Here is a 22,135-nt window from a genome sequence, read left to right as displayed (position 1 = left end):
ATCACTTCTACTTGGAATCATCGCCTTTCATCGCTTAAACCACACCGCCAGCACCGAGCATAGAACGCTCACTGTTCTCCACCAGCAACGCGGTTGCGGTTTGTTTCAGTGTTTCCCATTCTTGGTCTTCGACAAAGATACCATTTTGCCAAGAAGCTTGTTGCGTGCGGCTTAACTCATCACCTTCAATGTGGGTGGTATACCCTTGTGCACTTTTCTCGATATCGAAATCGTTCACGGAGAGCTCGATAACCATACTATGCAAATCCGTATCATGCCCATCAAACTGATCCGAGAAAAAGACTTCTGGCGCGATTCGTCCACGGTTTAACACATAAAGCGTTCGCTTGGGACTAGAGCCATTGACCCATTGTGCACGGCACGCAATGCCTTTTGCAGAGAGCTTCAACAACTCACTAAAACCTAGCCAACGGTTATGACACTGTTTCAACGTAATGGTAATCGACTTACGGTTGATCATTTTCTCGAGCGCGAAATCCAACACCGCGGGTAAATGACACGCTACACTCCCGTTGTGCAGTTCTACCTCTATGCTTGACGGCGTACTGTTGGTCACCGATACGGCGCAGTCTGAATCTAACCCAAGAAACAGACTGGCGTTATTAAAATGACGAACTCCATGTAAGCCAACCATTTGCAAGTCCGCCACCATGTTCGCAATGACATCCGCCTCACCACAGTGACGGCGCATGCCAAGAAATGCCTTATTAACCGCGGCCACCAATTCGTTGTGAGAGACGATCATAATGCAAATCCTCCGTTGATTTTTTGATTGTCACTTTGCACAATTTCGTCACGCGGCGGCATGCTAGGGAAAATCCATGTGTCTGCCAGTTTAGGATCGTGAATTTCATCTAACAGCGGCGCGCCCTGGAAGAAGGTTACTCGAACCCAACGATCCGAGCGCGGATCAAACTTAGTCGCGCCAAAGATCGCCAATTTACAGCGCAGTAAGTGCATTGGTAACGCATCTTTACGCAGCACATTCATTTGAATATCCCCCATCGCACGGTTGCCTAGCGTCCATACGCGACGTGTGATCGAACGATAAGCCGGTTTTTGCAATAGAAACTCTGCTACGGACATTTCTACATCACAGTCAAGCAAGGCCTGGTACAAGCGATTCACTTGTCTGCCGATATCAAGCGGCAGTTCTTTTTCTTCTCCAGCCTCTTCCCCGCGAACACCAAGCCTTGGCTCTTCTTTATCTTGTGAGCGATACCAGAACCAGTAGTTGTTCTCGGCTAGTGAGTAATCCGCATCAATCGCCCAGCGGTACTTGCTTTGCAACACTTCCAGTAAATCTTGGATCTTTTTCCCGCCCGGAATAGATAACGTTTCATCCGTATTCATTTGGCTAGCAAATTCATCCACTAAAGATGGGTAGAGTTCGATCAAGCAAGAGGTGAGGATTTCTTGGGCTTCCACACTCATTGTTTTCTTATGCTCGACCAAACTCGCCCAGTTCGGATGTAATGCCATTAACGTTGTTAGCTCCGATAGCAGTTGTTTGATGTCTGCTATCGCTTGATGATTGAGCCTGTCTTGATGTTCATTGATGGTGATGACTTGCTCTAAATGACGCTGTGCTTTTTGCAGCAATCCTTGCAAAGGAGCATGGAACGACGCTTCACATGGCATCGCAAAGACTCGCGCTACCGCACGTTCGCGAGAGGTCATCCATTGGTCAACGATGCACGGGTGATTAATCAAGTATGGAGCCATGCCTAAGCCAGTCGCATTGCCGACACCAAGGTAGCGCTGCAAGCCACGATGCAAAGCCACCGCGTTGTCGCCACCTTGCTGAAGTGCCAGATAGTGCACCCAATCTAGGCTGAATTCACGCAACATATATACGGCACACATTTGCGCACTAAAAGACTGGCTGAAATCTGAGTTGTTCTCTAACAGTTTGAAATCGGCGATACCAAACTTTCCGTTACCATAAACAGCTGTGGTACGCAGGATATAACCCACTTCAGCTAACTCTTTCGGCTCAGGCTGCTCGCCTTGAGAAAGCGCGCTAACAATGTGCTCAAACACGCGCACACTTTTGTTTGCGCGAGCAAGAACAAGTACGTTGTTTGGATTACGTCCCGCTTCTTGCAGCGGTACATTTTCTCGCAATCTTTCCAACAAAGTAACATCAACATCGCCTTGAACCAGTGCAAATGTGACGTCCCACTTTTCAGCAATTACGCGATCATTACGCTCGTCGTCGGCAATTTCATCACAGAATACCACCAAATGATAAACGTGCTCTGGCGTGGTCAATTTGTAAACCACATGACCATAACCACGAGGACAAAGCTGCCACTCATGCTTGGTTACTTGCCAGTTTTGGCTTGCCATATTACGAATCAGACTGCGTACAAAGCTAATTCGGTTTTGGTGCATTGCGCCAAGCCTTTCGGCTGCCATGACAATCGCTGCATCGCGCATAGTTGCTTCCGTATAAGTAGAACGATGTGCATCCATTTTGCTCACCACCTATTTGTTATTGTAAGAATACTAGGGTTTGTGCGGATGCAGGAGGAAAACACCCGCACAAGCTCCACGTTGTTTGAATTAGATAATTGTTATAGCCCTTGCTCTTTCGCCATTTTGATTGCGATTTGCGGCGCATTCCAAAGTGACGGTAACAGAATCAACGAAACCGGAACCGCGGTAATCACAATGAAAGATTGCAGTGCAGAGATGCCACCAGAGCCAAGAGAAATCAGGATTAGTGCCGTCACACCCATCATTACGCCCCAGAAGGTACGGATGATCGCATTCGGCTCCGTTTCACCACTGATCACGACACTGATTGTGTAGGTCATTGAGTCGCCCGTCGTGACGATGAAGATCGTGGTTAAAATCAGAAATAGAATTGAAGTCAACATTGGCATTGGTAGTTGCTGAGTCACCGCAAGCAAAGCACCTGGCAGGTTAAAGCCTTCGAACGCCGCACTCACGCTACCCGGTTCAGCAATTTCAAACGCAAGACCTGAGCCGCCCACAATCGTGAACCAAAAACAGGTGGTTAACGGAGCCACAATACTGATGGTGGAAATAACTTGGCGAATAGTTCGACCACGGGAAATACGCGCAATAAAGATTGCCATCATCGGACCATAACCCAGGAACCAGCCCCAGAAAAATACTGTCCACCAACTTAGCCAACCTTCGTCACCGCGATAGGTCGCCATTGGGATAAAGTTATCCAGCATGCTCCCTACACCTTGAATATATCCGTTAAAGATAAAATTCGTAGGGCCAAAAAACAGGATGTAAACCATCAATGCCATGGCCAGAATCACGTTGTAACGACTAAGCAGTTGCATGCCTCGGCTTAATCCACTGAGTGCTGACAAGGTGTAAAGCGCAATCGCAAACAAGATGATGATAAGCTGAGTGGTAAAGCCATCAGGAATATCAAACAGCGCATTTAACGCGTAGCTAACCTGCAAGCCTAAAAACCCAATTGGTCCGATGGTGCCCGCGGCTACCGCGATAATGCAGCACGCGTCAATCAATGCACCGAGTTGGCCTTTAAGTGCTCGTTCGCCCAAGACTGGGTAAAGCAAAATACGGGGTTTTAGTGGTAAACCTTTGTCGTAATGTAGGTGCATCACCACGATGGAAGTTAAGCTACCTACAATCGCCCAAGCTAGAAAGCCCCAGTGCATAAAGGATTGCGACAGCGCATTCACCGCACCTTGCTGCGGGTTATCTTGCGCGCCGTATAAAGGGGGTGGGCTAACATAGTGTGCGATAGGCTCAGCCGCGGCCCAGAAAACGCCACCACCAGCCAATAAGGTACAGAAAATAATCGCCATCCAGCGGAAAGAATCCATTTCTGGTTTTGCAATCCCGCCCAACATCACCTTGCCTGTTCGCCCTGCAGCCAAGCCAAGACCAATAAGAAAAGTGAGAAGCAGCAATAACTGCCAGTATGGACCAAATACCTGAACTGCCCAGCCAAAGCCAGCGTTAACGATCGTAGATAACAGCTCGCCGTCATAAAGTGCAATAGCAACGAACAACGCGATGAAACCACCGCTATACCAAAAGGCCGGGTTATTCAGTCCTAATTTGTCCGTCGTGTTTTCTGTTGTTGATGTGTTGTGTGTTGCTTTTGACTTGCCCGATGACACGCTCATCGTGGAAGCTTTCATGCTATTGGTTAAATCAGACATACTCTGGCTCCAGAGGTTCTTTGCAGCAGCCAAAGACTGGCTACAAATGTGAGTTTTACGCCTGCCGTATTGTTATTATGTGAGCAGGCGGTTCCTACTTTGGGGAATGCTATGAAATAGGCTCTAATCCTTCTTTAAGGAAGTTGAACCAGTTTTCACCCAATATTTTTCCAGCCTCAGATTCACTGAATCCGTGACCCATTAATCCGTTGTAGATGTTCTCCATCCCTGCGCTGCCGCAGAACCATGGCAGCGCATCTGGCCATCCCGAGTTACTTGCTGAACCTTCGCCGTAATCCATCGCTTTTGACCAACGCCCGTTGCGCATCCACTCCAACACTTGTTGCGGCTGATTTAGGCACAAATCGCTACCGATACCTAAATGGTCAACGCCAAACATGTCTGCGGTTTTCGCAACCATCTGGCAGAAATCATCCAGCGTGCACTGGCTGCCATTTGGCAAATGGAACGGATATAAACTGAATCCAATCAAACCACCGCGCTCCGTTAGTGCTTTGATCACGGTGTTAGACTTGTTGCGCAGTGCGTCATGCGCAAATGTCGGGTTAGCATGGCTGATACAAATTGGACGCGAAGAGAGCTCGATAGCTTCCAACGTCGAACGCTCTGCGCTGTGGGACATATCAATGATCATCCCGACTCGGTTCATCTCTTCAATCGCTTGCTTACCAAAGCGAGTTACGCCGGAATCATTTTGTTCGTAACAACCTGTCGCCAGTAAGCTTTGGTTGTTGTAGGTCAGTTGCATGATCAGCAGACCTTGACGGCGCATCACTTCAATCAGGCCAATTTCATCATCGATTGGTGAGCAATTTTGCGCGCCGAAGAAGATGCCGACTTTGCCTTCTGCTTTGGCTTTTTCTACATCTGCCATTGAATAAATAGGCATGATGAGGTCTGCATTTTGCTCGAAGCGCAAGTTCCACTCAGCAAAACGCGTCAAGGTTTCGCGCGCAGTTTCGTGGTAGACGATGGTGGCATGAACGGCGGTAATGCCACTCGCCTTAAGCGTTTGGAAATACTCTCGATCCCAATTGCAGTACTGCAATCCGTCAATCACAATCCGTTGTTGGTACATAACCACTCCTTAAACAATTTCTTAGCCTTTTCGTGCGGGTAACTGACACCATCAGTTACCCTGCCGATCTTAGTAAGGACGCTGATAAGCGGTTTTCACTACGGTGTAGAACTCTTTGGCGTACTGACCTTGCTCACGAGGACCAAAGCTAGACTCTTTACGGCCACCAAATGGAACGTGATAATCTGTACCCGCAGTTGGCAAGTTAACCATGACGCAGCCCGTTTGGACTTGCTGTTTGAAGATCGCGCTATTACGCAAGCTTTGCGTGATAATGCCGCCTGTCAGGCCAAAGCGCGTATCGTTCGCGACTGCAATTGCCTCATCCAGATCAGAAACGCGAATCACGCTCGCCATTGGCGCAAAGACTTCTTCTTGGTTCACTTCCCAGCCATTCTGTGTATTTAAAAACAGAGTTGGTGACATGTAGTAACCGTCATGCTCTAGGCTCAGACGCTCACCACCGAAAGCCAGCTCCGCGCCTGCTTGGCGTGCGTTTTCGATCCACTCAAAGTTCGCATTCAGCTGGTTACCATCAACAACAGGGCCCATGAACACGCCCTCTTCTAGAGCGTGACCCACTTTAAGTTCGCTCATGCGTTTGATTAGCGCTTCAACATACGCGTCGTGAACTCCGTCCATAACGACAAGACGAGAAGACGCGGTGCACTTTTGACCTGCACCCGAGAATGAGCCTGCGATTGTTGCTTCGACAGCAATCTGAATGTCTGCATCATCTGCGACTACGAGCGCATTTTTGCTACCCATCTCTAGCTGACAACGCACAAAATTTGGTGCCGTTGCCGCTGCAACTTTACGGCCTGTGTCCACAGAACCAGTGAAGCTCACGCCGTTCACATCCTTCGAATTGATAAGGGTATTACCTACTTGCGAACCGCTACCCAAAACGAGGTTAAACGTGCCAGCAGGTAAACCTTGGCGATGGATAATCTCTGTCAGCGCAACGGCACTTGCTGGGGTTAGGTTGGCAGGCTTCCAGACGACGCTGTTGCCAAACGCAAGTGCTGGCGCGATTTTCCAAGCCGCTGTTGCTGTTGGGAAGTTCCAAGGAGAGATAATGGCGATAACGCCGACGGCTTCGCGAGTAACTTCAACGGAGACACCTGGACGGACGGAAGCAGCGCTATCGCCAATTTGACGCAGAACCTCAGCAGCAAAGTATTGGAAGAATTGGCCAGCACGGTAAATCTCACCTCGACCTTCAGCAAATGGCTTACCTTCTTCACGCGAAAGCAAGGTGCCCAATTCGTCACATCGTGCAATGAGCTCATCACCAATCGCTTGTAGCACTGCTTGCTTGCGCTCGATTGGTGTTTTTTCCCACTCTGGCTGCGCTGATTTAGCCGCTTGAATCGCTTGCTCTACTTGCGACACACTCGCTTGTGCGAAATCGCCAATGTTTTCGCTGATATCAGAAGGGTTAATATTGGCGATGGTGTCCATGCCCGATTGCCATTCACCTGCTATATAGAGGGATTTTTCTGCTTGAACATTGTTAATAAAAGTCATGGTTCTTTCCTTGTTCTTCCGATTTGTGATGGCAAGCCACTCACTCACTGATCTCTAATTATTCTCGTTGGATTTATTCTGGTTGGCTTGCCGACGCGTAGACAACAAACTCCACCAACATCTCTTCTCGCGCTAACCCTGCAACCACCATGGCGGCGCGATTTGGGTACGGCGCTTCAAAATATTCCGCGTACACTTGGTTAACGGTCTTTAAGTATTCTCTGTCAGTCACATAAATCAGGACCTGCAACACCGAGTCCAAAGACTCCCCTGCACACTCCAGGGTGTGAATGAGATTGTTAAAGGTTTGACGTGTTTGTGCTTCGATACCGCCTTCCACAACCGCGCCTGTGTCATCAATAGGAATTTGAGCCGTATACAGGGTTCCGTTGTTGACTATCGCCCATTCAAGCGGCGCTTTAGAAGCAAATAGACTGGTTTTAACTGGGTGTTTTTTAGTAGGAGTATTCACGTGCCTTTCAACCTTTGTAACAGCTTTGTTTCAATATGGTTAAATGATGCACATTGACAGGCGATAAATCTAACGGTAAATTTTTGACATTTGATAAATTAAACTTATCACTCTGTTTAAAATAACGTAAATAAAGGGATTAAGAGGCATTAGGGATGAGTATTAAGCTTCAACAATTAATGCATTTTGTGATGGTAGTCGAGGAAGGAGGCTTTCGAGCCGCTTCACATCGTGCAAATCGTTCTCAGGCGGCACTGTCAACATCGATAAAAGAGCTTGAAAAAATTCTAGGGCAAACGCTGTTTGAACCCGGAAACAAAACCAAATTGACCCCGTTTGGTGAAATTTGTCTGCCCAAGGTGGTTCAGTTTCTCAATATCTACAGTGCGCTGGACAACGATCTCAAAGCTGCCGCGGCCGGACAGCAAGGGAGAGTGCGAATTGCGAGCGTTCCTTCTGTTGCAGCGAAACTCATCCCTAGCGTGTTGGGTGCCTTTTGCGAGCAGTATCCAAATGTAGAAGTAAGCTTGATCGATGATAACGCGGCGGGCGTCGAGGCTCGCTTACTCTCCGGTGAAGTCGACTTGGCGCTCGGTAACCCCTCTCACCTCGATGAGGGCGGCATTGACTTTACGCCGCTGTTAGCCGATCCAATAGGCGTGGTGTGTTTAAAGGACAACCCTATTGCAAGTCATCCAGAAGGAATCGAGTGGCAAACTTTGTTGGAACAACCCTTTATCCGTAACGGCACTTGTACACTTCTCGATCCAACCCCAGCAAGAGCTCTGAGTCAGCAAGCGCTCTATTCGGTCGAAAATATTACTTCACTGTTTTCTGTCTTAGAACTTGGGATTGGTGTCACGACCCTACCGAAGCTTGCTTTCCCAACCAATGAAACACGCTTGGTTTGGATTCCGCTTATCGATCCACCACTTGAAAGGCAAATTGGTATATTTACGTTAACCGATCGCACGATCTCGCCTCAAGCTAAAGCATTTCACGATCTTTGTGTGCATTATTTAAACTATCAAAAAGAAGATAAATAATGGTTCGATTAACATGCGGATAATTAAAAGCCTCCATATTCAGAGTGGAGGCTAATTTGTATTTGTGTATTCGCTTCGTTCTATTTTTTGCGACGATTTCGGTTCTTATACACCACGCAAAAGTTACCACGCTTGGTACGACACTTTGAGCAACGTTCACAATCTACTGGTGCGCGATTGCCTTCTTTCCAACGTTTGATCAACTGTGGCTCAGCCAATAAAGGGCGTGACACAGCAAAAAATTGGATACCTGTGTTTTCTGCAATTTTCTCAATCGCATCAATGTCGCTCAGCCCGCCGACAGTAATCACCGGTATGCTAACGTCCTGACTGATCACGTGACCATATTCGTGAAAGTAACCTTCTTCTTGTAGTGTGTAACCATCGAACGTTTGACCAACAAGTTCGTTTGCTTTGCCGTGAACATTGCCAGATACGATGATCGCATCAACGCCTATTTCTTCAAGTTTCTTGCAGACGACGCGAGTTTCGTTGAACGTTAAACCGCCGTCAAAGAACTCTGTTGCCGTCAGTTTAACGAGGATGGGAAATTCGCTTCCAACCAGCTTTCTGGTTTCAGAATAAATTTCTAAAAGAAAGCGCATGCGATTTTCTAAGTCACCACCATATTCGTCTTCGCGACGATTATAGTACGGGCTTAAAAACTGGTTAATTAAATAAGTGTGCGCCGCATGAATCTCTACGCCGTCAAAACCAGCGTCTTGAGCACGTTTACTCGCCAATGCGAATGCCTTTACGATGTAGTCTATTTCGTCCTTTGTCATCGCTTTGCCTTGCGTATTTGTACCACGCTCAGGCACGTCACTCGGAGCGAAGATGACACGCTCACCGACGTTATGGGTGGTTTTGGTGCCACCGTAAGCAATTTGCATCACGATTTTAGAATCTTGTTGATGTACTAGCTCTGTTAGCTTTTTGTATTCTTCAATAAAAGAGTCGTTGTAGATCCCCATCATACCTGCGTTGGGTTTCTCTTCTTCAACGATATTGGCATAACCCGTAACAATAAGCCCAACTTCCCCTTTCGCAAGCGTTTCGTAAATATCGTAAAGCTTTACCGTCATGTGACCATCTTCGGTCGCCATGTTCTCCCACGTTGCGCTTCTCACAAAACGGTTCTTTAGGGTCATGTTGCCAATTCGGGCTTCGGAAAACAAAATGCTCAAAACCAGTCCTCTTAAAGTTGTCTTTATGTTTTATCTTTTCGCAAGTAAACAAGAACGAAAAAGGAACAGCGATACACGATGTATGGCTGTTCCTTCTCTGAATCCTTGAGACCTGCAAACTACAGGCGCACCTTAATGCCTCGGAGACGACAAAACTTTAATCTGGGTTAATGTTTAGTGAGTTTTTAGATTATGTAAAAGGATGATTCTTAATCGTGTTCATTTCACTGGAGCTAAGATGCTTCCTCACCTACTTTCAGTCGTAAAACTTTTGTATTTCGCTAGCTGGTGATTCAACTCAAACATTCACATTGTTAGTTTGTATGCTGCTATGGGAACTAGCACTCCCCCCCAAATGTTTACATTACAAACTATCGATATTGAATTCTCATATGGTAAGTAGAGTTATTGCGCTGTTTATACTTTTTGGCTTAATCGTCGCTATCTCTTGGCATTATTACGCGTCAGCGGAAACGCGCGATCCACTATGTTTTACACACTGGTTGTTTTTGCTTTTAGATATGAATACGTGATAGTGAAGCTAGAGGAGGAACAGGAAAAACAGTGAAAATAAAGGACAATAGAAAGTTAAATGACCTTACTTCCAGGTAAGGCCATTCATGCATTCAGCAGCAAAAGATATTGGCGTTTAGCAAACGCTTAGGTTTGGTTGTTACAGAGCTAGAGGAATCAACTCGACACCAAGCACACCACTGATCCCCATCACCACTAGCAGTGAGACTTTAAACACCGACTTTGACCAAGCGATGTAGTTGTTGTCATCAATGCTGCGAAAGGTCACTTTCGTCCACATAAAGCAAACAACCGCTGCAACCGCTAAGTATTCATACCCGGCTTCACCTAGTAAAAATAACCCCAACGATACTGCTCCAAACGCCACGACATACGCTTTCATGTGTCGATGCGCTTTATGAATACCTTCTTTAACTGGCAATACGGGAATCCCGGCTTCTCGGTAGTCTTGCATGCGGAACATGGCAATGGCATAAGAGTGCGGCATTTGCCAGAGACAGAACATGGTAAAGAGTAAAATCGCTTCCAAGCTAATGAAGTTTGTTACCGCCAAGTAACCCACCAATGGCGGAACTGCGCCTGAGATACTTCCCACTAAGGTTCCATACACCGAGTTACGTTTGTACCACATCGTGTAAAAGAACACGTAATACACGTAGCCAAGCAACACGACGACAGCGGATAGTGGGTTCACTCGGATAAATAACAGTGCGGTTCCTACCAGCAATAAAGCAAGTGCATAAACAAACGCAATATCGATATTGATGTTGCCTTTCACTGTTTCACGATTTCGTGTACGTGCCATCTTTTGGTCGATATCACGATCGAAAATATTATTCACCACACAACCTGAAGCGATGACTAACCCAACACCAACTAACGTCGTAACGAACAACATTAGACTGGCTGGTTCTGTTTTTGCGGCGAGGAAGAACCCCGCCGCAACAGAAATCAGGTTGCCGAAAATAATGCCCGGTTTAGTGATAGACAAATAACTTTTCAGCATACCTTGACCTACAACTTCATGTTGACGTTCATGTTGTAGATGATCCATACCGAGCCAGCGATAAGGATAAGTACAACAATGGCGGTAAACATCAGTGATACAAGGTTCCAACGTCCGTCGGATGTTTTTGTTTCCATGTGCAAGAAGTATTTAAAGTGAACAAATATCTGCACTAATGCACATCCAAATAGAATCGCATAGGTCGTTGTATCTGGTAATGATTTCGTCCAAACAAAGTAGAACGGAATTACCGTCAGAATCAGTGAGGCAATAAAGCCTTTCACGTAATCTGACGAACTGGTTTCTACATGTTGATCCATTACATTACCCCCAGTAAGTAAACGATGGTAAAGACACAAATCCAAACGATATCTAGAAAGTGCCAGAATAGGCTTAAGCAGTTAAAGCGCATTGCCATATTGTCGTTCAGACCTTTCGTCGACAGTTGATGATACGCTACCGCTAACCAAATCAGACCAAAGGTTACGTGCAGGCCGTGCGTACCAACCAACGTAAAGAATGCCGATAGGAATGCACTTGTTTGTGGCCCATAGCCTTCTTCAATCAGGTGATGGAACTCATAGACCTCCATACAGATAAAGCCAAGACCAAGCGCGAACGTGACTAACATCCAACGTTTGAGACCAGCAACGTTGTTGCGCTTCATCGCGATGATGCCAAAACCAAATGTGATACTGCTAAACAGCAGCAGCATGGTTTCGACAAACACGAATGGGAGTTCGAAAATGTCTTTACCTGTTGGGCCCGCAATTGAATTGCTCGACAGCACAGCGTATGTCGCGAACAAGGTTGCAAACAGTACACAGTCACTCATCAGGTAAACCCAGAAGCCAAATAGCTTGTTGCCATTCGTGTCATGGTGGTGATCATGGTCGTGATGTGCTGCGATATTAGTTTGCATACGTCACCTCCAGATCATCTTTACTTTCGCTGTCTTTCACTGAGTTTTTCTTCGCTTCTTCAAGCTGAGCTCGACGTTCAGCCTCAATTGCTTTGATCTCTTCAACTTCCACGTAGTAATCCACATCATCGTTATAGCTATGCTGAATACACGTCACGATAATACCGACCAAACTTGCCGCCGCTAGCCACCAGATGTACCAAATCATGCCGAAGCCAAATAGGAGCGACCAAGCCGACACGTAGATACCTGTTGCCGTGTTTTTTGGCATATGAATACGTTCGTATTCCACTTCTTTAGTTGGATCGAACTCGCCACTTTGTTTCTGGTACCAGAAGGCATCCAGCACATCACCTTTTGGTAGGTGCGCAAAGTTGTAGAACGGCGGTGGAGACGATGTTGCCCACTCAAGAGTACGACCACCCCACGGGTCACCAGTTAAATCACGGTTTTGCTCGCGGTCACGGATACTCACGTAAATTTGGATGAACTGAGACAATACGCCCAGCGCAATCACAACCGTACCTGCTGCGGCAATCGACAACAGTGGGAAGTATTCTGGGTTGATGTCTTGGCTTAAACGACGAGTCATCCCCATAAAGCCCAGCGCGTAAAGCGGCAGGAACGCCATTAGGAAGCCAATAATCCAAAGATAGAACGCGCGTTTGCCCCAAGTTTCATTCATGGTGAAACCGGTCGCTTTCGGGAACCAGTAAGTAATCGCAGCGAAACATCCAAACACCACACCACCGATGATAACGTTGTGGAAGTGAGCGATAAGGAATACTGAGTTATGCAGAACGAAATCTGCGCCCGGAACAGCCATTAGTACGCCCGTCATACCACCAACAGTAAAGGTGATAAGGAAGCCCACCGTCCACATCATTGGCGTCGTAAAGCGGATGCGGCCTTTGTACATGGTGAATAGCCAGTTGAAGATCTTCACCCCTGTTGGGATAGAAATGATCATCGTGGCAATACCGAAGAAGGCATTTACGTTCGCGCCAGACCCCATCGTAAAGAAGTGGTGTAGCCAAACGACAAAGGCAAGAATCGTGATAACTACGGTAGCCCAAACTAGCGATGTGTAACCGAACAACTTTTTACGTGAGAAGGTTGCGGTGACTTCTGAGAACACACCAAAAATTGGCAAGATCAAAATGTACACTTCTGGGTGACCCCAAGCCCAAATCAGGTTGACGTACATCATTACGTTGCCGCCAAGATCATTGGTAAAGAAGTGCATGCCTAGGTATCTATCCAGCGTAAGCAGAGCGATAGTCACCGTTAGGATTGGGAATGAAATGATGATCAAAATGTTTGCACACAGAGACGCCCAAGTGAAAACTGGCATCTTCATCATTGGCATAGACGGTGTACGCATACGCAAAATGGTCGCGAAGAAGTTCACGCCTGTTAACGTCGTACCAACACCTGATATCTGCAGCGCCCAAATCCAATAGTCGACCCCGACTCCTGGGCTAGCCTCAATACCTGAAAGCGGCGGATACGCCAACCAGCCGGTACGACCAAATTCACCTAAGCCGAGAGACATGTTTGTTAGGATGACACCTACAACAAACAGCCAGAAGCTCAAGTTATTCAGATACGGGAAAGCTACGTCACGCGCACCAATCTGCAATGGCACGATGATGTTCATCAGACCAATGACCAATGGCATCGCTACAAAAAAGATCATGATCACGCCGTGGGCAGTAAAAATTTGATCGTAGTGATGCGGTGGCAAGTAACCTGCTTCACCCGCAGAAGAAAGGAGTTGCTGACTACGCATCATGACTGCGTCAGCAAAACCACGAACAAGCATCACCATCGCTACTGCGATGTACATGAAGCCAAGTTTTTTATGGTCTACTGAAGTAAACCATTCATTCCACAAATATTGCCACTTTCCGGCTTTGGTCACCGCGTAAACTACGGCTAAACCAACCAGCGCCACAACCGCTAGGGTGATGACGATAATAGGTTCGTGGAATGGAACTGAATCAAGAGTTAATCTTCCAAACATTACGATTATCCTTGGTTTTCAGGCAAACAGTTCATTGAACCAGGATGCTGAGTCACAACGTCGGTGAACAAGAACGGAGGAACGCTAGAGAACAAAGTGACTGGCTCTGCGATACTTGGCGCTGCCAGTGAGCTGTATTGCTCCCAATCTTCAATACGATCAGGGCTCGCCTTCACTTTCTGCACCCAATTTAGGAACGCAGCACGATCAGACATTGCTGAAGCTGTGAACTTCATTTGCGAAAAGCCTTCGCCGCTGTAGTTCGATGCAAAACCCTTATAGTCACCTTCGTGGTTCGCTATGAGGTTGAGCTTGGTTACCATTCCTGGCATCGCGTAGATCTGTGTACCTAAGCGAGGGATGAAAAACGCGTTCATGATGTTGTCCGAAGTCAGTTTGAACTGCACTGGCACGTCTTTCGGGAACGCCACATAGTTCACCGTCGCAATGTTTTCCTCTGGATAGATGAACAACCATTTCCAATCGAGTGACACCACTTCGATGGTCATTGGTTTAACATCACTTTCCAAAGGTTTGGATGGCTCTAGTTCATGAGTCGAACGCCATGTGATCGTCGCAAGAATCGCAATGATGATGATTGGAATTGTCCATACCACCACTTCGATTTTGGTCGAGTGTGACCACTCGGGTGCGTACTCTTCTTCAGTATTAGAGGCGCGGTATCGGTAAGCGAAGTAAATCGTCATTAAAATCACAGGGATTACAACGATCAACATCAGCAAAAGAGCAGTAATAATTAACTCTTTTTCTTGCACACCAATGGCACCTTTGGGGTCAAGTAAAGCTGAATTACATCCTGAGAGCATAAGTATGACGGACGCCAAACTTCCCCTCGACAAGATGCGTTTATATCTTGAGGCTTCCATTAACTTTCTCGATGGTTGTCTGGTTTCAAAACAGATGCCAATCAAAGTAAATAAGAGCTCACAAATTGCGCAGAGGTAATGTATGAGAACAAGAAGAAACTTCGATAAGTAGTTATTCTACTTACAATTTTTCAACTTCGTCATCAAGCATTTAACCAGCTAGAATGAACCGTTATTTGCTACGATACGATTGGTATCAAGCCAAGAACCAGTTGTTATAGTCATTAGAATGTTTATGTGTTGAGCATGAGTAACGTCGGGTTCAGAGCGAAACAAAACGGAATTGAGTGGAGATCAAAACCACACTCTTAGTGTGAGTTTATTGTTACACTTTGAAACACTATGTTACATTTGGCGCATTATGAGGAGTAAAAAGTTAAAGCTCATTAGCCACAACTGGAAACTAACCTTCCATTAATGGAAGTTACACACTTTAAATAGAATATTAACCTCAACACGAATTTCTCGTGCTTCAACAATTAATTATTTAAAAACAAATAGTTGAAACTTAAAATTGATGAGACTGACTATCAACTTCATTTACGCAGATAGCCTTAATGAGAAGCGGAAACTAAAAAACCAAAAGTGTGATCAACATCAAATTAATGATTTCACTTAATATTTGAGTGGTATTTGCATCTCTTTATTGGATTGTGAGAAATCATTCTCAAGGTAAATCCAAACATAAGTTGTAAATACATTTGGGCTGCGCAGAATGAGCACTCCACAACATAGAAAATGTTGAAATGGAAAGAGACTTATTATTCAGGCCTATCAGAGCCTTATTTCAGTGGTCACTTACATACGAATACCGCCATCCACTTCTAAAACCCTGCCAGTAAAGTAATCACTCTCAATAATGTATTTTACTGCATGCGCGATTTCGCTTGTTTCGCCCATCCTGCCAACTGGGATCATCTTTTCTAATCGCTCTATGGCTTCTGGTTTCATTTGCTCTGCCATCGCGGTATGAACTACACCTGGTGCAACCGCCGCCGCGCGAATACCGTATCTTGCGAGCTCACGAGCCCATGTTGTCGCCATGGTCGCGACTGCCGCTTTAGATGCAGAATAATTGGTTTGTCCGATATTCCCTGCTCTCGCAACACTAGAAATATTGATGATAACGCCTTGGGATCCACTCTCAATCATCTTGACGGCAGCTTCACGCCCACACAAAAATGTTCCTGTCACGTTAACGTTCATGACCAAATTGAATTGATCCAAAGACATCTTACTGATCACGCCATCTTTTGCTTTTACAAGTAACCCATCTCTTAATACGCCAGCGTTATTGACTAACCCATTGAGTTGACCAAAATCTTGGATAATCGCTTCAAACGTGGTTTCAACGTCGATTTCGTTGGTGACATCCACTTGATATGTCAACGCTTTCGCACTCAGCATTCGACACTGCTCTTGTGTTTCCATTAAGCCACTGGCGTTTACATCCAACAACGCTAAATCAGCGCCAGCTTGAGCAAGGGTAATGGCCATCATTTGTCCAAGCCCCTGCCCTGCTCCTGTAATGGCAATAACACTACTTTTTATGTCCATATTGGTGCACTCCATAGCTCGTAATGTTCTCTATCTCAACCAGTCTAAGTTGGCCGAAATGATGCGCGTTTTAGGTCACCATCTCGGGCTGGTTTGTCACAAAACTCGGTCTAGCCTTTCTTACTCTTGTATAACTCAAATAAGCTTGAGAAATCGAGTTCGCCGTGGCCGCTCGCGTTGTGGAAAGAATATAAGTTGCGCGCTAACGACCCCATCGGAACCGAAGAATGTGTTTGTAACGCCGCATCTAACCCCAAGCCGAGATCTTTCAGCATGAGTTTGCTCATAAAGCCCGGTTGGTAATCGTGACTGGCTGGCGCACTGTCCATCACGCCTGGGCAAGGATTGTAAAGCTCCAATGCCCAATTTCGGCCAGAGCTTTGCAGCATGATGTTTGATAGCACTTTTGGATCGAGTCCATGATCGATACCTAGGTTTAATGCCTCGCACGTACCAGACATTAAAATGCCGAGCATAAGGTTGTTACAGATTTTCGCCATTTGACCATCGCCTGCTTTGCCAGCATGGAAAACATTTTTTCCCATATACTGCAAAATGGCATTGGCTTTAGAAAACGCTTGATCCGAACCACCAACAATAAAGGTTAATGTCGCCGCTTTAGCGCCAGCAACGCCCCCCGAAACGGGCGCGTCGACAAACAACACGCGTTTATTTGCCGCTTCATTGGCGACTAATCGCGCAGAGTCCGGATCAATGGTTGAACAATCAATCATCAAGGTACTTGGCGAGACAAGATTGAGGACACCTACGCCACCGTGTAAGTCACCAAGATACACGGAACGAACGTGAGACCCTACTGGTAGCATCGTGATGACTGTGCTTGCACCATCCACGACTTCCTCAATAGAGCTCGCCACCACCGCACCAAAAGGTACTAGTTGCTTTGCGGCTTCGCTATCGACATCGAATACTTGCACGTTAAATCCAGACGCGAGTAAGTTTTGCGCCATAGGATGCCCCATTCTTCCTAAACCGATAAATGCGATGGTACTCATGATCATTCTCCTTATTGACCTAGTGTTTGTTCACCCAAATTAGCAAGCGGATGCTCGTTATCTGACCAAAGCGAGGTAAACAAAGTATCGATAACATCTTCATCGACTTCACTGACACTGTTAAATATCCAGCTCGGCTCGCCATCCCGGTCAATGAGCCTAGAACGGACGCCCTCTTTAAACTCACCTAATAAGACACTGCGAACCGACAAACTCAACTCTAAACGGAAGCAATCTGCAAGCGGTAAGCTGTGGTACTCTTTCACTTGTCTAAAGCAAATATGCGCGGTGATCGGACTGCCCGATGCGAACGTTTGTTTCGCGTTTTCTATCCACTGGCTATTCCCTTCGATAGCCATGATTCGCTGTGCTATCGCATTAAGATCAAAGCCTTTGCACGCTTCCTCTATCTGATCTAAGTATGGACAAATTTGCGTGGTTGGTTTGCTATCAATAACCTGTTCTTCCATTAATTGTAGTCGCGCAGTTACCAACTCTTTCGCATCTTCTTTGCCCCACTGGAGCCGCTTTAGCTCATCCAGTAAGGTGGGATACTGCTCTTCCAACAATAACCAATCGGCCAAACCAATAGTGACAGCGTCACTTGAATTCACCATGGAACCTGTCAATCCGAGGAATAAACCCACTTGCGGATCTATCTGGCTTAAAAACCACGTACCTCCCACATCGGGATACAGTCCAATATTGATTTCTGGCATAGCAAGGCGTGATGTTGTTGTCACAACTTTATGGCTGGTTCCCATAAAAAGCCCCATCCCACCGCCCAGGACAATACCTTCTCCCCAACCGATAATGGGTTTGTTGTAAGTGTGGATGAGATAGTCACACTCATACTCCAACGAGAAATAGTTCGTACAGAACTCTACGATTTTTTCTTTACTCTCGTTATGCATGACGTGATACATAGCTCGAACATCACCACCAGCACAGAATGCTTTTTCTCCAGCGCCAGTCAGTACCACACAAGTCACATGCGGATCGTCTTGCCACTTGATAAGCTGATCGTTAAGTTGGACTAACATGTCATACGTCAATGCATTCAATGAAGCGGTGTTTTCTAACGTTGCGATACCAATGCGGTGCACGCCATCTAAGCACTCTATTTCACTAATGGTTACCATCCCTGCCATGTGGCCTCCTATCGGTTTTTCCATTGCGGTGGGCGTTTTTCTAAAAAGGCGCGAACACCCTCAACTTGATCTTCCGTATCAAAAAGATTCAGAAATAACTCTCGCTCTTTCATTAAGCCGTGCTTAAGTGGCGCAGAGCGCATATTTTGAATGAGCGCCTTACATGCGGCGACAGAAGATGGTGACTGGTTCGCAACAGATTCAGCAAGCTCCAGCGCTTTACTTAAAGCTTCGCCTTTGGGAACCAACTCCTCAACTAGGCCTAGTTCTTTTGCTTTGTCAGCGCTGACTTGCTCTCCACATAAAATGATGCGCTTTGCCCAGCCTTCCCCCACTAACGCTGTGAGGTTTTGGGTACCACCAGCACAGGGCAAAAGTCCGACTTTGGCTTCTGGTAAAGCAAGTACCGCTTGCTCTTCAACGACTCGAATGTCACAAGCTAATGCCACTTCTAACCCTCCGCCCATGGCGTAACCATTAATGGCGGCAATGGAAACACCACGGAATTCAGAGAGCGTTTCAAAAGCTTCACCAAAGCATCGCGCCATGTCTAACGCAACCACTTTGTCACCATCAGAAAATAGCTTGAGATCCGCACCAGCAGAGAAAAACTTTTCTCCACTGCCGGTTAAAACCAGTGCGTAGACCTGCTTATCATTGTTAAGTGTGAGTATCAGCGACTTCAGTACCTTGAGGCTCTCTGCTGTCCACGTATTGGCTGGCGGGTTGTTTATCGTCACCACCGCAACGTGATTAGTGATCGTATGTTGAATGGCTGCTTGGGTTAATGGCATATCTGAATCCTTTCTCAATGAGCAAATCCAATACTTCGCTACAGCAAGGCCGATTCCTCAGAGAGCAAACGGCGCGCGATGATCAAGCGCATAATTTCGTTCGTTCCCTCCAGAATTTGATGCACACGCACATCTCTGAAATGACGCTCCATTGGATACTCTTTGATGTAACCATAGCCGCCATAAAGCTGCAGCGCTTGGTCGCAAACCTGAAAACCTACATCGGTTGCGAACCGTTTTGCCATCGCGCAATAAGCCGTAGCATCAGGGTCATTTCGGTCGAGTTTACTGGCGGCATAGCGCACCAACTGCCGCGCAGCCACTAGCCCTGTCGCCATGTCTGCCAATTTGAATTGTAAGGCTTGAAACTGCGCAAGCGACTTGCCGAACTGCTTACGTTCTTGAACGTACCGTGCCGCCTGATTAAGGGCCTGTTGAGCCGTACCGACGGAACAGGTCGCAATATTTATACGCCCTCCATCAAGCCCTTTCATCGCAAAGACAAAACCTTGCCCTTCTTCGCCCAGTAAATGGCTAGCTGGAATAACGACATTTTCAAAAGTAACCGCTCGTGTTGGTTGGCTGTTCCAACCCATTTTGGGTTCTTTGCGCCCATAGCTGATACCATCAGCGTGAGCAGGAATAACAAATGCGGACACGCCTTTGGCACCCGCTTCTCCGGTTCGCGCCATCACGACCAAAACATCTGTCTCTCCTGCGCCAGAGATAAAGGTTTTGCCGCCATTCAGCACGTAAGTATCACCTTTTTTGCTCGCGGTTGTGGCCAACGAAGCGGCATCCGATCCCGTATTAGGCTCGGTTAAGCAATAGGAGCCTAACCACTGCCCCGTAACTAATTTCGGACAGAACTGCGTTTTGGCTTCATCGGTAGCAAAACTGGCTATCATCCAACTGACCATGTTGTGAATCGTCATAAACGCCGTAGTGGACGTACATCCCATGGCCAGTTGTTCAAAGATAATTGAAGCATCCAAGCGACTCAGCCCTAGGCCACCTTGCGCTTCTGGAGTGTAGAGACTGAGAAACCCCAGTTCCCCCGCCTCTCTCAATACGTCTTTGGGGAAGATCTGCTTTTCATCCCACTCCGCCGCCATCGGTGCTAAACGCTCATCGGCAAATTGTTGAGCGGTATCGGCAAATGCACGTTGATCTTCATTAAGTTCAAAGTCCATAAAAGCTCCTTTTATTCACTCAGCGCAGTTGGATGGTCAGATTGAGCCCCGTTGGAATATCGTCATCAAACCAACGTGCCGTCACCGTTTTGGTCTCGGTATAAAAACGCACTGCTTGTTTACCATACGCATGTAAATCACCATAGAAACTGCCTCTCCAACCAGTAAAGGAGAAAAATGGTAAAGGGACTGGAATTGGCACATTAATCCCCACTTGACCGACTTGAATGTCATGCTGATATTTTCTCGCAGCAGCGCCATTAGCAGTAAATATAGAAGTTCCGTTGCCGTAAGGGTTGCGATTCACTAACTCAATGGCCTCTTGCAACGTTTCGACTTCCATACAAACTAAAACAGGGCCAAATATCTCTTGCGTGTAAATCGACATGTTCGCTGTTACACCGCTAAACAAGGTTGGGCCAATCCAGTTTCCATCGGGAAAGCCGTCCACTTCACACTGACTGCCATCGAGTTCACACACTGCGCCTTGTTGTTTGCCATCTTCGATTAGGTCCAATACGCGTTGCTTGGCTTGCTCACTGATCAGTGGGCCATAAGCAGCCTGTTCATCATCCCAAGGCCCTGGGTGTACTTTCGCCATCGCCAGTTTCAGGTCTGCAATCCATTGTTTTGAATCGCCGACAAATACCGCAACAGAAATTGCCATACAACGCTGCCCCGCAGCCCCTACGGAGGCTCCGATTAGGTTATTCACCACTTGATCTTTGTTTGCATCAGGCATGATCACCATGTGATTCTTTGCACCAGCAAAAGCTTGAACCCGTTTAAAATGTTTAGTCCCTGTAGTGTAGATATAACGGGCAACGGGAACCGAGCCAACAAATGACACCGCTCGAATATCAGGATGAGCCAGAAGAAAGTCGACTTGCTCTTTGCGGCCATGAACGACCTGCAACACTCCTTTCGGCGCGCCAGCTTGCTCAAATAGTTCAGCTAAACGAATAGAGGTCAATGGCACTTGTTCGGAGGGTTTGAGCACAAACGTATTGCCCGCAGCGATAGCGATTGGGAACATCCACAACGGAATCATGGCTGGAAAGTTAAACGGCGTAATGCCGCAACACACACCTAGGGGCTGAATCATTGAGTAACTATCAATATCCGTGGCAACGTTTTCGACGGTTTCTCCCATAATATTGCTGGCAATGTTTGCAGCCTGCTCAACCACCTCGATACCACGCCACACATCGCCTTTGGCATCCGCTAAAATCTTACCCGTTTCATGAGAAAGCAGTGTGGCAAGCTCATCATGATGCTCTTTGAGCAAGTGCTGATAACGCAGCATAACTCGGGCACGCTCGGGTATCGCCACTTCTTTCCAAGATTGGAATGTCTCTTTCGCATTATCAATGGCGGCTTCCATCTCGTGCTCTGTGGAACATGGAACGTACGCAATGACATCATTAGTGGCAGGATTGGTTACCTCAACCCAATCCGATGTTTGAGATTCACGAAACTCGCCACCAATAAACAAGGGAACCAAACGAGTCAT

Annotated in this window: 19 protein-coding genes; 1 reads left to right on the top strand and 18 read right to left on the bottom strand. The window is 46.7% G+C overall.

Annotation, left to right across the window (positions count from 1 at the left end):
• Positions 1-34: 34 nt before the first annotated feature.
• The 6 genes from MTF70_RS15025 to MTF70_RS15000 all read right to left on the bottom strand — a co-directional run bounded on the left by MTF70_RS15025 (position 35) and on the right by MTF70_RS15000 (position 7,303).
• Positions 35-766, bottom strand: a complete 732-nt coding sequence (locus MTF70_RS15025; RefSeq protein WP_025767672.1) for a DUF3726 domain-containing protein — start codon at positions 764-766, stop codon at positions 35-37.
• Positions 763-2,499 (bottom strand): hypothetical protein, encoded by a 1,737-nt coding sequence (locus tag MTF70_RS15020; protein WP_205460975.1) that lies wholly within the window; start codon positions 2,497-2,499, stop codon positions 763-765. The genes MTF70_RS15025 and MTF70_RS15020 overlap by 4 nt, the downstream gene beginning before the upstream one ends.
• A gap of 101 nt (positions 2,500-2,600) precedes the next feature.
• Positions 2,601-4,202: a BCCT family transporter gene (locus MTF70_RS15015; RefSeq protein ID WP_005390956.1), complete on the bottom strand. Its 1,602-nt coding sequence runs from the start codon at positions 4,200-4,202 to the stop codon at positions 2,601-2,603.
• A gap of 109 nt (positions 4,203-4,311) precedes the next feature.
• Positions 4,312-5,301 (bottom strand): membrane dipeptidase, encoded by a 990-nt coding sequence (locus MTF70_RS15010; RefSeq protein ID WP_053303711.1) that lies wholly within the window; start codon positions 5,299-5,301, stop codon positions 4,312-4,314.
• A 69-nt stretch (positions 5,302-5,370) separates the two neighbouring features.
• Positions 5,371-6,831 carry an aldehyde dehydrogenase family protein gene (locus tag MTF70_RS15005; RefSeq protein ID WP_031781215.1) on the bottom strand — a complete coding sequence of 487 codons (1,461 nt, stop codon included), beginning with the start codon at positions 6,829-6,831 and terminating at the stop codon, positions 5,371-5,373.
• A gap of 73 nt (positions 6,832-6,904) precedes the next feature.
• Positions 6,905-7,303, bottom strand: a complete 399-nt coding sequence (locus MTF70_RS15000; protein ID WP_005375789.1) for a RidA family protein — start codon at positions 7,301-7,303, stop codon at positions 6,905-6,907.
• Positions 7,304-7,458: 155 nt separating this feature from the next.
• On the opposite strand from MTF70_RS15000, the gene MTF70_RS14995 reads away from it, so the two are divergent.
• Positions 7,459-8,349 (top strand): LysR family transcriptional regulator, encoded by an 891-nt coding sequence (locus MTF70_RS14995; protein ID WP_005375788.1) that lies wholly within the window; start codon positions 7,459-7,461, stop codon positions 8,347-8,349.
• An 80-nt stretch (positions 8,350-8,429) separates the two neighbouring features.
• On the opposite strand, the gene MTF70_RS14990 is transcribed toward MTF70_RS14995, so the two are convergent.
• From MTF70_RS14990 to MTF70_RS14935, 12 genes are all read right to left on the bottom strand, one after another.
• Positions 8,430-9,536 (bottom strand): NADH:flavin oxidoreductase, encoded by a 1,107-nt coding sequence (locus MTF70_RS14990; RefSeq protein WP_062730958.1) that lies wholly within the window; start codon positions 9,534-9,536, stop codon positions 8,430-8,432.
• Between the two features lie 673 nt (positions 9,537-10,209).
• Positions 10,210-11,124, bottom strand: a complete 915-nt coding sequence (gene cyoE, locus MTF70_RS14985; RefSeq protein WP_017634257.1) for a heme o synthase — start codon at positions 11,122-11,124, stop codon at positions 10,210-10,212.
• On the bottom strand, positions 11,085-11,396 hold the full coding sequence (gene cyoD / locus MTF70_RS14980; RefSeq protein WP_005375783.1) for a cytochrome o ubiquinol oxidase subunit IV: 312 nt from the start codon (positions 11,394-11,396) through the stop codon (positions 11,085-11,087). The genes cyoE and cyoD overlap by 40 nt, the downstream gene beginning before the upstream one ends.
• Positions 11,396-11,998, bottom strand: a complete 603-nt coding sequence (gene cyoC, locus MTF70_RS14975; protein ID WP_005375782.1) for a cytochrome o ubiquinol oxidase subunit III — start codon at positions 11,996-11,998, stop codon at positions 11,396-11,398. Before cyoC ends, cyoD begins: the two co-directional genes overlap by 1 nt.
• Positions 11,988-14,024, bottom strand: coding sequence for a cytochrome o ubiquinol oxidase subunit I (gene cyoB, locus MTF70_RS14970; protein WP_005375781.1), 2,037 nt, complete (start codon positions 14,022-14,024; stop codon positions 11,988-11,990). The genes cyoC and cyoB overlap by 11 nt, the downstream gene beginning before the upstream one ends.
• Positions 14,025-14,029: 5 nt before the next feature.
• On the bottom strand, positions 14,030-14,911 hold the full coding sequence (cyoA, locus tag MTF70_RS14965) for a ubiquinol oxidase subunit II (RefSeq protein WP_005388604.1): 882 nt from the start codon (positions 14,909-14,911) through the stop codon (positions 14,030-14,032).
• Positions 14,912-15,709: 798 nt separating this feature from the next.
• Complete coding sequence (locus tag MTF70_RS14960) at positions 15,710-16,468, bottom strand: SDR family oxidoreductase (RefSeq protein WP_005375778.1); 759 nt, start codon at positions 16,466-16,468, stop codon at positions 15,710-15,712.
• Between the two features lie 110 nt (positions 16,469-16,578).
• Complete coding sequence (gene mmsB, locus MTF70_RS14955) at positions 16,579-17,484, bottom strand: 3-hydroxyisobutyrate dehydrogenase (RefSeq protein ID WP_205460973.1); 906 nt, start codon at positions 17,482-17,484, stop codon at positions 16,579-16,581.
• Between the two features lie 11 nt (positions 17,485-17,495).
• Positions 17,496-18,635, bottom strand: coding sequence for an enoyl-CoA hydratase/isomerase family protein (locus tag MTF70_RS14950; protein ID WP_205460972.1), 1,140 nt, complete (start codon positions 18,633-18,635; stop codon positions 17,496-17,498).
• An 8-nt stretch (positions 18,636-18,643) separates the two neighbouring features.
• Entirely contained in the window at positions 18,644-19,429 is a 786-nt protein-coding gene (locus tag MTF70_RS14945; RefSeq protein WP_205460971.1) for an enoyl-CoA hydratase, read from the bottom strand.
• Between the two features lie 38 nt (positions 19,430-19,467).
• Complete coding sequence (locus MTF70_RS14940) at positions 19,468-20,622, bottom strand: acyl-CoA dehydrogenase family protein (protein WP_025767664.1); 1,155 nt, start codon at positions 20,620-20,622, stop codon at positions 19,468-19,470.
• A 19-nt stretch (positions 20,623-20,641) separates the two neighbouring features.
• Positions 20,642-22,135: a CoA-acylating methylmalonate-semialdehyde dehydrogenase gene (locus tag MTF70_RS14935; RefSeq protein ID WP_205460970.1), complete on the bottom strand. Its 1,494-nt coding sequence runs from the start codon at positions 22,133-22,135 to the stop codon at positions 20,642-20,644.

The organism is Vibrio sp. 2CM40D (assembly GCF_023161825.1).
GTDB lineage: Bacteria > Pseudomonadota > Gammaproteobacteria > Enterobacterales > Vibrionaceae > Vibrio > Vibrio alginolyticus.
This window is presented reverse-complemented; position numbering and strand designations above follow the sequence as displayed.